This window comes from Bacillus glycinifermentans (assembly GCF_001042475.2).
Lineage (GTDB): Bacteria > Bacillota > Bacilli > Bacillales > Bacillaceae > Bacillus > Bacillus glycinifermentans.
The window spans coordinates 218,462-230,780 of record NZ_LECW02000001.1; the positions used below are offsets into that span (position 1 = coordinate 218,462).

The window sequence follows — 12,319 nt, forward strand, 5'->3', positions numbered from 1 at the left end:
CAATGAATTCAATTTTGATCATCGGAGCAGGACCGACGGGATTGGTGCTCGCGCTCTGTCTTGCAAGGCAGGGTGTGCCGTTTCGCATCATCGATAAGAATTCAGGACCGGGCCGGACGTCCCGGGCTATGGTTGTTCATGCCCGCACGCTTGAATTTTACCGCCAGCTTGATATTGCCGATGAAGCGGTCGAAAAAGGCATCATGGTCAACCGGGTCCGCATTCGCAGGAAGGGGAAAGAAAAAGGGCATTTCAAGCTTGGGGATATCGGGAAAGGTTTAAGCCCTTATCCTTTTGCGCTCAGTTTTCCGCAGGATGAACATGAACGCTTTCTGCTTGAAAAGCTTAAAGCGGAAGGAATCGAAGTCGAATGGGAGACAGAGCTCGTTTCTTTTGTAGATAAAGGCGGGTATGTTGCGGTGGAGCTAAAGAAAAAAGATCAGACGGAAATCGTCGAAACCTCTTATTTGTTGGGGTGTGACGGCGCACACAGCACCGTTCGGCGCGGCTTGGATTTGGATTTTCAGGGGGGCACGTATGATCATACCTTTTATGTTGCCGATGCGGAAGCGTCGGGTGATGCCGCTTCAACTACAGATTTGAATGTGTGCCTCGGTGAAGAAGAATTTTGTATCGTTTTCCCCGTCAGGAACACGGGATTGAACCGGTTCATCGGGATCGTGCCGCCCGTTCAGGAAGGCCGGGGAACGCTTGCATTTGAAGATATTGCTCCCTTCATAGAAAGGTTGCTGAAAGTCAAGGTGCACGGTGTGAACTGGTTTTCAACATACCGTGTTCATCATCGGGTGGCTGAAAAATTCCGCAAAGGACGCGTTTTTATTTTGGGGGATGCGGGCCATATTCATAGTCCGGTCGGCGGTCAGGGAATGAATACAGGCATCGGTGACGCCGTTAATTTAGCCTGGAAGCTGGCCGCGGTGTTTCACAGACGGGCCGGTGAAGCCGTTTTGGACAGCTATGAAACGGAACGGATTGCTTTTGCAAGGCTGCTCGTAAACACGACAGACAAGGCCTTTCAGGCGATCATCGGCCGACATCCCGCCGGAAGGCTTGTCCGGACCGTGCTGATGCCTTATGCTGGGCCGTTTCTCCTCGGGTTTCGGCCGGTGAAAAAGGCTGCATTCAACACCGTGTCGCAAATCCGCATTCATTATCGGGACAGCTTTTTGAGTACGGGAAAGGCCGGAAAGCTTCACGGAGGGGATCGTTTGCCATGGGTTGAAGAGATAGACAACTTTGCGCCTCTAAAAACCGCCGACTGGCAGATTCACATATATGGCAAGGCGGGTGAGGGAATGCGTGAAACGGCTAAAAATCTTAAACTGGCCCTGCACGAATTTCAGTGGAGCCGGGCCTGCGATAAGGCGGGGTTTCTGAAGGACGCCCTCTACCTTGTACGGCCGGACGGGTACATCGGCCTTGCCGACCGTAACCAGGATACCCGGAAGCTGCGTGAATATTTTTCTCAATGCAAAATCAAATAAAGCTGCCGTTTGACCGGCAGCTTCGGTTTATTTCATCTTCACTTCTGAGGCGGTGCAGATCATCGGCCAGTTTGGCAAGCTCGTTTGCAGAGGCTGTCACCTCTTCTATCACGGCAATTTGTTCTTCCGTAAGACCTGCGACTTGCTGGGAATGTTCGGAAGTTTTCCTGACTTCTTTTGAAATATCGGCAAACGACGCCGTAATGCCCTGGATGTTTCGGGATATGTGCTGTGCGAAAGATGACAGCTCATCGATTCTGCTGCTGAACTCCTCCATTAAGCCGACGATCTCTTCAAATGTCTTTTTATTTCTTTCGATCATTTTCACGCCATTGACCGCTACCTCTTTTATTCCTTTAATCGAATCGGTTGTGCTCACAATTTCCGACTGAATGCCTGATATAAGATGGGAAATTTGGCTTGCCGATTGCTGGGACTCTTCTGCAAGCTTTCGGACTTCATCGGCCACGACTGCAAATCCTTTTCCGCGTTCCCCTGCCCCTTGCTGCTTCGATTGAGGCATTTAAAGCGAGCAGGTTGTTTTGATCAGCGATTTGGGTAATCGCGTTGGAAATGCTTCCGATTTAATTGGATCGGGTGTTCAGCAGTTCAATAATTTATCCGCTCTCATGGACGGATTGATGCCTCGTTTCCGAAATGTCCTTTCCTTCCTGAATTTCCGGTGTATTTCACTTATCGGATAAAACGGCCCGGTTTGACAGAGGGTAACAAAAAAACTCCGCTGATCTGCGGAGCTGTAAAATGGAGTGTATGAAGTTTATCCCGTTGTCCCATTAGCGGGCTCTTCATGTATGTTTGCCGTCATCCGGGCCTTTGCCTCGTCTTTTTTTATTTTGATATAGTTTTCGGCCCGTTTATGGATGTCTTTTTTCAGTCGATAGGCTTCCGTCTCCTGATAAGCTTTTGTGTTGTAACGGATGGGAGAGGCGCTTTTTCCTTTGCCGGTTGCGCCGATTAATGCGGCGTGGTCTTTTTTGATCAGCTGCTGTGCGATCTCGGATGCTTCGTATTCCTTCATGAGAAGCCGGTCAAGATCATGGACCGCTTGAATTGTATCTGTAAGCACCTTGTAAGCAGCGTGTATATGCTGTTCGAATTCAGGCGCCGAAAAGGTATGCAAGGTAATTAAATCTTCGATTTTCTCTAAAATGCCTGTAAGCTCTTTTTTCTGTTCCGACACCATCGTTTTGGAATTCGTGCAGGCAAGAACGAGCTGGTTCTCAAGAAATTCCATGTCGACAAACGTGCCGCCGGAAAGCCTGGCATCCGCCATGGCGCCTGATACGCCATTCAAAAACTGGATCTGCATATCGACCAGATCGAGCCAGTCGTCGACGATCCCGGCTTGGCCGCTGTAAAACGCTTTGATGTTGTCCGCGCCTTTTCCTTGAAATTCGTCATCCAAATCTGCAACACCTTGAAAAGCGTGTTTCAAGCTGACAAGTCCTTCTCTAAAACTTTGGTACTCTTCCAACCGCTTATTCATAGCTGCTAATAGAGAATTTGCTTCATAGACTTTCATGCTTCATGCCCTTTCTCAATCCTTTTGTGATGAGTTTACCACTTTGCATCACGCAGATGGTGAATAAATCCTGAATTTTTATGGAAATGAATCCTTTAGATTACGGATTTTCAGTTCTATTGTCCTGATATTCGGGCGGGAAGTCGTTATGCCTAGTTATTTCGAAGTCCAATGACGCTTGGAGAAAGCAGTTTTTCATTCAGTAAAAATGTGAAATACTGTGAACAACACTATTAGAATTGGATTCTTGTGCTATCTTAAAAGAAAAAAGACTTGGAAAAATGAAAAAAATGAATTTGACTACTTTCCTTCACTTTATTAATATTATAGTCACATATTTTAGAAATCGAGGGATTTTTGTCGAAAATTGTCTAGTAAAGGGAGGATACAGCTTTGAATGAAGATGGATACCGCCTTGGAATCGATATTGGAGGAACTTTTACCGATCTATCTTTGTTAAATCCCCAGGATGGCAGCCTGACCGCGGTCAAGACGCCGACAGTCCCCGATGACCCGGCCAGGGGCATCCTAAATGGTTTAGCCCTTTTAAAGGAGAAGAAGATTCATCCCTCACAGATTCATTATTTTGTCCATGGCATGACGATAGGCTTGAATACGCTGCTGCAGCGAAAAGGAGCGCGCATCGCTTTGTTTGTGACCGAGGGATTTCGCGATATTCTCTCCCTTCAGCGCCTGCGTCTTCCGATTCCATACGATTTCAGGTCTCGTATGCCGGAGCCGCTCATTCCCCGCAAATATGTATTTCCGATTAAAGAAAGAATGCTTCACGACGGATCAGAAAAAATTCCGCTCCATTTGGAAGAGATTGATCATGCGGTCGAAAAAGTTTTGGCAGAAGGCTTGGAAGGCATCGTTGTATCATTTTTGCACAGCTACCGCAATCCTTTGCACGAACACCAGGCTGCTGAGCGAATCAAACTGAAAGCTCCCGAGCTTGAAGTGGTCACATCTTCTGAGCTGTGGCCGCAAATGAGAGAGTATGAGCGAACGGTGATGGCTGTCGCAAATTTATACATAAAGCCCAATGTACGGCACTATTTTGACACGCTGAACGAGAGGCTCGCGTCGGCAGAAATTCCGGCGACCCCGTATATCACCCAGTCGAACGGCGGATTAATGGACATTGAAACGGCTGCAAAGGCGCCTGTCAAAACCCTGTTTTCCGGGCAGGCCGCAGGGGTCATCGGAGCGATCCGTGCTGCGGAATCAGCTTGTATGCGAAATGTGATCACGTTTGATGTCGGAGGAACAAGCGCCGATATTTCGATCGTTGAAGAAGGAAAAGCGGCGTTGACGCAGTCGAACCAGATTTCGGGCTTTCCCGTCACCATCCCGTCTGTTGCGATGTATTCGATTGGAGCGGGCGGCGGTTCCTTTGCCTGGATCGATAAAGGGGGCCTCCTGAAGGTCGGGCCGGAATCGGTCGGCTCAGATCCGGGGCCGGCCTGCTATGGAAAGGGAAAAAAGGCCGCGCTTACAGATGCATTTCTCGTTTGCGACTATTTGAATCCCGGCCGGTTTGCTTCGGGAAATATGAAGCTTTACCGCGAAAAATCAGAAGAGGCGCTCCTGCCGATCGCAGATTATTTGGACACTGATGTGCGCGGGGCTGCTGACCAAATGATCCAGGTGGCTGTAGCCAATATGTACACAGAATTAAGCAATGTGATGGAGCAGCGGGGGTTCGACCCCCGGGAATTCAGCCTGCTGGCGTTTGGAGGAGCAGGACCTGTGACGGCAAATTTTCTCGCAGAGGAAATTCAGGCAAAGAACGTGCTGATTCCTCCGAGTCCAGGGACGCTATCCGCCTTGGGGGCATTGACTGCAGATTTTGTCTATGATGCCGTCTTTTCAAGACAGGTGCTGCTTGAAGAAGTGACGATGGCCGAATTAAAAGAGGAGTTTGCAAAGCTTTCGAAGCAAGCCGAAAAATGGCTTGATGAACAGCGTGTGAAGACGCTCGCGGGCGCCTCTCTATTGTTCCTGCTTGACGCCCGCTATAAGGGACAGGCATATGAGATCGAACTGCCGGTTTCGCCGGAATGGCTCGAAGCAAGCAGCGCCGGGGAAATCGCGGAATCCTTCCATTTGCTCCATGGCCGCCAATACGGACACAGCGACGAAAACACAAGCATCGAACTGATGAATATGCGCGTCAGGATCATAGGAAAGACGCCGAAGCCGCCGATGAAAAAAATTAGCCGGCCCGCCGGCTCACACGCGCAAGCTTCAGGCCGAAGAACGATCGTGATAAAAGGGAGAACGCATCAGGCGGATGTTTTTGACCGCAGCAGCCTGCAGTGCGGACATAAGGTCGATGGCCCCGCCGTTATTGAGCAGGATGACACAACGACGCTGATTCTGCCAAATTGGCAAGGCACTGCAGATCAGGCGGGCAATCTGATCATCGAACGGAAGGAGAGCGGACGGTAATGCGTACAGATCCTGCACGGCTTGAAATGATGAGAAGCTATTTTAACGCTATCGCTTCGGGAATGGGCCATGTCATCGAACGGACCTCATTTACGACGTTTGTGAAGGAGTCTGCTGATTTTGCGACCGCGCTGGCAACGCCTGAAGGAGAATTTTTCGTTTATCCGAAGACGGTTGGCGTGACGATTTTTTTAGGGCTGTCGCTAAAGCGGGCAATTGAAGAAAGCGGCCCGTTTGAACCCGGTGACATCGTCATCACGAACGATCCTTACTCAACCGACGGGTTGGCGACTCACCTGCCTGATATTCACGTTTTCAAACCGATTTTTATCGATGGCGAGATCATCAGCTATGCATGGGCTTTCGTCCATTGCAGCGATGTGGGGGGAATGGTACCGGCCAGCATTTCGCCAACCGCGACGGACATCCATCAGGAAGGGCTGAGAATACCCCCTGTGAAGGTTTACAAAGCGGGCCGGGAAAATCGTGAAATATTGCAAATACTCCGGGCCAACAGCAGGGTTCCGGATTTAAATGAAGGAGATATCAATGCTATGATTGCGGCGGTCAATACAGGTGAAAGCCGTTTGAAGGCGATGATCGGGAAGTTTGGAAAAGCAGACGTCCGGCAGGGAATGGACGACTTGCTCGAACAGGCGTCGATGAGAGCCGCTCAAGTCATCGGCCGCATTCCGGAGGGAACGTACAGCTTTTCGGATTATCTTGATGATGACATGATCTCTGACGTACCGATACGGCTTGCTGTTTCGGCAAAAGTCTCCGCCGGAAGGATCGCCCTTGATTTTTCGGACTGCGATCCGCAGGTACAGACGGCTTTTAACCTCGTTACAAATGGATCAAAACATTCATTTTTATTCCAAGGTCTGATTAATTTTATCATTAGTGAAGATCCGTTTATTCCGGTTAATGGCGGGCTTACGAGGCCGATTGAAGTAATCGCGCCGAAAGGAACGCTCGTTCATCCGGAATATCCGGCGGCGGTCGGTATCCGCCATTCGATCACCATGAGGCTGTATAATGCCGTGCTTGGCGCGCTTGCCAAAGCGCTTCCTGAAGCCGTCCCCGCAGCGGGCGCCGGCCAGTCGGCGATCGTCGTTTTGTCTGTTCCTGATGAATCTTCGGGCGGCAGGAAGATGGCGGTGGTCGAACCGATGGGCGGCGGTGGAGGCGGACAGCATGATATGGACGGCGCGGACGGAATCGACCATGCATCCGGATTTTTAAAAAACACGCCGATCGAAAGCCTTGAACAGCATATTGATATTTATGTTCACCGTTATGAGCTTATCAAGGATACCGCCGGGGCAGGCCTGCACCGCGGCGGCCACGCGATCGGTCTCGATTTTGAAGCGGCGGCGCCGGAGTCGATTGTAACCGCAAGGGGGATGGAGCGCCTGCGTTTTCAGCCTTGGGGCCTTGCCGGCGGAAGGGCGGGGGCGCTGGGACGTGTCCGACTTCATCCGGATCAGCCGCACGAAAAATCGATGCCGAAGATCGATGTTTTAAGGCTGGAGCAAGGAGACATCGTCAGCCTTCATTCACCCGGCGGCGGGGGATGGGGCGATCCGTTCAACAGGGATGCCGATCTCGTTCTGAAAGAAGTTGAAGAAGAGCTGCTGAGCGAGGAAGCCGCTCTGCAAGAATACGGCGTCATGCTGGAGAGGCATGATGACGGCAGCCTCAGCGTTGATCGTGAAAAAACGGATCAAATCAGAAAAGAAAAAGCCGCCAAAGCCAGAAAGCCTTGGGACTTTGGCAAGGCGAGAGAGGAATATGAACGCCGCTGGACTGAAGAAGCCAGCTCCGCCCTCGCCAGATTGCTGCGAAAGCTTCCGGCAAATCAAAGATCGCATGTTAAACATCTCGTACACGATTATGTTTCAAAAGAAGACTGTGGCCCGATCAGTGAAGAGGCTGTCAGAGCCGTTTTTGAGAAACTGATCAGGCAAAAATAATGCGAAAATGGAGAGGAAACAATGAAAAGAAAAATATCTGCTTTGTTTATTCTGTCTCTTATCAGTATGCTTCTTCTTTCGGCATGCGGGGGCGGCGGCCAGGGCGGCAAAAAGTCCGATACCGTTGTGATCGGTGTGTACGGCGGCGATTGGGAAAAACATATCAAGCCGAGCATCGAATCGTTTGAAAAAGATACGGGTCTGAAAGTTAAAGTCGTATCTGGAACGGACTCTGAGTGGTTTACAAAGGTCAAAGCGTCCAATGGGAAGAATCCGCCGTACGACCTTTTGATTTTGCAGCCGGATACGATTCAAAGAGCTCAAGCAGCAGGACTGTTGCAGGCGATCGATGAAAAGAAGGTTCCAAATGTAAAGGATTTGTATCATACCGTTCAAAACCGATTCACTGAAGGCGGCGAGCAGTATGCGGCAGGCTTCAGCATGGGGCAGCTTGGAATCGCCTACCGCAAAGATCTCGTTCCGCAGGAGCCGAAGCGGTGGACCGATCTTTGGAACGCCAGCTACAGGGGGCATGTCGCCATCTCTTCTCCGACTTATTCGGCCGGACTTCAGTTCTTTGCCGGGTTAATTAATGCGCAAGGCGGCTTGGAATCCAATAAAAAAGATGTAGATAAAGCGTTTAACAGTTTAGCGGATTTGAAGAAAAATGCGACGGCATTTCCCGATAATCCGGGATCGATTCAGACGCTTCTCGAGCGCGGCGATGCATGGGTTGTGCCGTTTTGGGACGGGCGGGCCTTTTCCCTTGAGGATTCCGGTTTAGACCTTGGATTTGCCTATCCCGAGGAAGGCGCGGTTGCAGCCCTTGCCAGCTGGGCTGTGATGAAGGGGAGCCCTAATCAAGAAAACGCGTACAAGCTGTTAAACCATTTGATCAGTCCGGAAGTCCAAAGTGATTTTTCTGACAGGACATTTTACGGCATGACCAATAAAAAAGTGAAATATAGCGATAAGCTGAAAGGAAAAGTCAAAGTCGGCGAAGATTATTACAAAAATCTAAAATGGGTCGACTATGAAACAGCAGCAGCGGAATTAAGCAATTGGACAAATCGCTGGAATCAAGTACTTGGCGGGAAATAGGTGACAATCATGAGCGCGATTCAGATACAGCATGTCAGCCGGCATTTCGGGAATAACATCGCATTGGAAGACGTACAGCTTGAAGTCAGGGAAGGGGAGTTTTTCTCTCTCCTTGGCCCGAGCGGCTGCGGAAAGTCCACTCTCCTTAATATCATAGCCGGATTTCTAAAACCGACCTCCGGACTTATTTCTATAGGGGGAAAGGACGTAACTGATTTGCCGCCTTATCATCGAAACTGCGGAATGGTTTTTCAAGATTATGCATTATTTCCGCATTTGAATGTGTTTGAAAATGTTGCATACGGTTTAAAGGTTCAAAAGGTGCCGCGCCGGAGGCTTAAAGAGAGGGTGATGGAAAGCCTTTCTTTGGTGAGGCTCGAACAGTATGCAAAACGGATGCCGCACCAGCTTAGCGGAGGTCAGCGCCAGCGGGTGGCGATCGCCCGCGCTTTGGCGATTCAGCCTTCTGTTTTGCTGCTTGATGAGCCGTTAAGCAATCTGGATGCAAAGCTTCGAAAAGACATGCAGTTTGAACTGCGACGCATTCAAAAACGCGTCGGTATAACAACGATTCTGGTGACACACGATCAAGAGGAGGCTTTAAGCCTGTCCGACAGAATCGGGATTCTCGGCGATGGAAAACTTCAGCAGCTTGGAACCCCTCTTGACGTATACCGTACGCCGGCCAACCGGTTTGTCGCAGAATTCATCGGACAGGTCAATCTTATTAAAGCCCGGGCTGAAGACAAGCGGGAGCCGACAGGCGGGTATCGTTATGCGGCTTCAGGCTTTGAAGTGCGGGAAGGTGTTCCGCTTTTGTTTGAGGTCGGCCGGAGTGTTGTAAAGGAGCCCTATTCCTCCGTATTATTCATGCTGCGCCCCGAGCGGATTTCGGTTTCCCTTGATAAGCCGGAAGCCCGGGTGAATGTGCAGCATGTGACACTGACTGATGTCAGCTATATCGGAAACGCTCTTCGGCTGAAGGCGTCTTTGGCAAAGGGAGAGCTGATCATTGAGGCCCCGGATCCGCAGTTTCCTGAGCTGCCGAAGCCGGGGGAAAGGGTATATATTTCGTGGGAGCCGGAAGACCTTGTACCTCTTGAAATAAAGGGTGATGAAAATGGCGGCTGATCATCAGAAGCGGTTTCATTGGTTTTTGCTGCTGCCGGCCCTTTTGTTTCTCGGCGTGTTTCTCGTGTTTCCGTTTGTGCTTTTACTGATCTTAAGCTTCAGGGACGTCGACGCGATGATGAATACGCTGGAAACGTACGGCTTTTCACAATATATTGAGGTGTTTACGTCAGACGTCTACTTGAAAACGATCGGCACTACGCTTTGGACGGCATTAAAAACAACCGTCCTGTGCCTTTTGATGGCGTATCCGGCGGCTTATTTGCTCGTTTACGCGCCAAACCGCAAATGGCGCGCATTATTTTATATTTTGCTCGTTTCTCCTCTGTTGACCAGCGTCGTCATCCGGACGTTTTCGTGGATTGTGCTTCTTTCGCAAAACGGGCTTGTCAATGAGGCGCTGATCAGCATGAATGTGATCGAAAAGCCGCTCCCGCTGTTGTGGAATATGAACGCGGTCATCATTGCATACGTTCAGGTGATGCTGCCGTTTGCGGTATTGCCGATCGCGACTTCTTTGAGCGACATCAGTCCGAATGTGAAGCATGCTTCAATGAGTCTAGGCGCGGGAAGGCTGCGGACATTTTTTTGTATTACGCTTCCGCTCTCGATCCCCGGAATGATCACAGGGGCGGTCATCGTGTTTTCGCTTGCCGCCGGCAGCTATATTACGCCTCTACTGGTTGGAGGTCGGATGCAGCCCCTGCTTCCGCTCTCGATATACCAGCAGGTGCTGCAAGTGTTTAATTTGCCGCTTGCTGCTGCCATGTCCTTTACTTTATTGGTCGCTGTATGTTTGATCGTCGGCCTTCTCGGAATGATTCTCAAGCGCTGGGAGGCGAGAATGAATGGCTAGTAGCAGATTTCGCCGCAAGTCTTCAGGAAAGTGGATTGATATATGCGTTTGGACAGCCGGCCTTGTCGTTTATCTTTTTTTGACGCTGCCTGTATCCGTAATTGTTCTGTCGGCATTCAGTCCTTCAGAGTATCCGAAGTTCCCGCCGACGGATTTTTCGCTTCGTTGGTTTGAAGGGATTTTCAGCAGTACGGAATGGATGGAATCGCTTTGGGTCAGCGGGATTTTGCTCGTGATTGTGACGCCGGTGACGGTCATCGTTGGAACCGCGGCATCCTATGCTTTGGCAAGGCTGCGGTTTCCGGGAAAAAACGCCATTCAATCTTTTATACTCTCCCCGCTGATGATTCCCCAAATCGTGCTGGGAGTGGCTCTTCTTTATTTATTTACGATGATGGGGATAAACGGAACCATGACGGGGCTGGTGATCGGGCATATGCTGATCAGTCTCCCGTACGTCGTGCGGACGGTCGGCGTCAGCGTATCGAATTTAGATCCGAAGCTTGAGCTTGCGTCAATGAACCTCGGAGCGGGTCCTGTTCAAACCTTTTTAAGGGTGACTCTGCCCTTGATCAAACCGGGGATGGTGGCAGGCGCCGTATTTTCCGCCGTGACGTCGTTTGGAGAGATTTCTATCAGTTTGTTCGTCTCTTCTCCGGCAGTCACGCCCGTTCCGGTCAGGACGTTCAGCTATATTGAACAGACATTTGATCCGAGCGTCAATGCGATTTCCGTCATCTTCATTGCGGTCTCTGTGATCGCGCTCGTCATCATCGAGCGAACGATCGGGCTGTCAAAGACGATGTAAGTTGCGGTCTACCGCTCTTGTAGCAAGCAGGTTTTTTCGCCTGCTTGTTTTTTTTGCGTGAAAATGAATGAAGCTGCCAAGCGGGACAAAATCGCTGCGATGCAGGTGTTCGGAGAGAAAGGCATGTGCCTGTTGACAAAGGAACAGCCGCAGTACCTGTTCAAAAGACTCCGGCCGCCCTGGTTCAAATGTTGAACCCTGCGCCGGGTCGGTCTTTTTATGCCGCAATGAAAAGGCTGATTGCCGATCGATATTGGAAAATCAGCATAAAGCGGACACGGCGCAAGGCCTGCACTGGTTTTTGCGGTCTATCTTTAAAAAAATGGCAAACTAGAAAAATTATATTAATATCATTTTATTTTTGGTAAATTTGTAAATTTCCTTAAAACATTGTGTAATTCAGCTTAATGATTTTTTAAAATAAGATTTTCCTAAAAATATATTACCATCATAATACCTATCGAAAATTTATGGAATGTTCATAAACTCTTTACTTCCTGATTAAAAATTGCGGTTTTAAGCGATATTTTTTCGTTTTACCGCATAATTTGTTTGAAATTTCGGAATCGCGCATCAATCTTTTCGACTAGATTTCGGTATTCCGCATGAAACTTTTCACCTATTTTTCGGTGAAAAAAACAATATTTTCATTTAAAGTGAACTGTGAGCAGAAAATGAATTTATTTCAGTAAAAACAGATAAAGGCAAACCTGCGGAAACGCAGGGACGCAAAGCCATGGCCTAAGGCACAGACGGTGCTACGGTTGACAGGTTGCCGAATAAACAGGGAGTCCACCCGTTTTTTATTCGGGTGGACTATTTCATTTTATTGGAAAAGTAACATTTTAATGGATATGGCGAATCTGTGGCAGCTTTTTTCACTCACGGCACACCGCAATGTGGGTTGCGGTGCCATTAAGCCGTGATACATAAAACATATGAAGG

General features: G+C 49.4%; 8 protein-coding genes, 2 pseudogenes and 1 riboswitch. Of the genes and pseudogenes, 8 read left to right on the plus strand and 2 right to left on the minus strand.

Features of this window, described 5'->3' with window-relative positions:
* The first annotated feature begins 2 nt into the window (after positions 1-2).
* Positions 3-1,505: an FAD-dependent monooxygenase gene (locus AB447_RS01110; protein WP_048355344.1), complete on the plus strand. Its 1,503-nt coding sequence runs from the start codon at positions 3-5 to the stop codon at positions 1,503-1,505.
* On the opposite strand, the pseudogene AB447_RS24850 reads toward AB447_RS01110, so the two are convergent.
* A pseudogene (locus tag AB447_RS24850) lies at positions 1,498-2,071 on the minus strand (methyl-accepting chemotaxis protein); the annotation flags it as partial. The gene AB447_RS01110 and the pseudogene AB447_RS24850 overlap by 8 nt on opposite strands.
* Before the next feature lie 212 nt (positions 2,072-2,283).
* Entirely contained in the window at positions 2,284-3,048 is a 765-nt protein-coding gene (locus AB447_RS01120) for an LXG domain-containing protein (RefSeq protein ID WP_057957394.1), read from the minus strand.
* Between the two features lie 393 nt (positions 3,049-3,441).
* On the opposite strand from AB447_RS01120, the gene AB447_RS01125 reads away from it, so the two are divergent.
* The 7 genes and pseudogenes from AB447_RS01125 (at position 3,442) to AB447_RS25630 (ending at position 11,742) form a co-directional block, all read left to right on the plus strand.
* On the plus strand, positions 3,442-5,502 hold the full coding sequence (locus tag AB447_RS01125; protein ID WP_048355346.1) for a hydantoinase/oxoprolinase family protein: 2,061 nt from the start codon (positions 3,442-3,444) through the stop codon (positions 5,500-5,502).
* A pseudogene (locus AB447_RS01130) lies at positions 5,502-7,503 on the plus strand (hydantoinase B/oxoprolinase family protein). Before AB447_RS01125 ends, AB447_RS01130 begins: the two are co-directional and overlap by 1 nt.
* Positions 7,500-8,579: an ABC transporter substrate-binding protein gene (locus AB447_RS01135; RefSeq protein WP_048355347.1), complete on the plus strand. Its 1,080-nt coding sequence runs from the start codon at positions 7,500-7,502 to the stop codon at positions 8,577-8,579. Before AB447_RS01130 ends, AB447_RS01135 begins: the two are co-directional and overlap by 4 nt.
* 9 nt (positions 8,580-8,588) lie before the next feature.
* Entirely contained in the window at positions 8,589-9,710 is a 1,122-nt protein-coding gene (locus tag AB447_RS01140) for an ABC transporter ATP-binding protein (RefSeq protein ID WP_048355357.1), read from the plus strand.
* Entirely contained in the window at positions 9,700-10,566 is an 867-nt protein-coding gene (locus AB447_RS01145) for an ABC transporter permease (protein ID WP_082634601.1), read from the plus strand. The genes AB447_RS01140 and AB447_RS01145 overlap by 11 nt, the downstream gene beginning before the upstream one ends.
* Entirely contained in the window at positions 10,559-11,374 is an 816-nt protein-coding gene (locus AB447_RS01150; RefSeq protein ID WP_048355349.1) for an ABC transporter permease, read from the plus strand. Before AB447_RS01145 ends, AB447_RS01150 begins: the two co-directional genes overlap by 8 nt.
* Before the next feature lie 125 nt (positions 11,375-11,499).
* Positions 11,500-11,742, plus strand: a complete 243-nt coding sequence (locus AB447_RS25630) for a hypothetical protein (RefSeq protein WP_156415955.1) — start codon at positions 11,500-11,502, stop codon at positions 11,740-11,742.
* 325 nt (positions 11,743-12,067) lie between these two features.
* A riboswitch (cyclic di-GMP riboswitch) is annotated at positions 12,068-12,154 on the plus strand.
* Positions 12,155-12,319 lie beyond the last annotated feature (165 nt).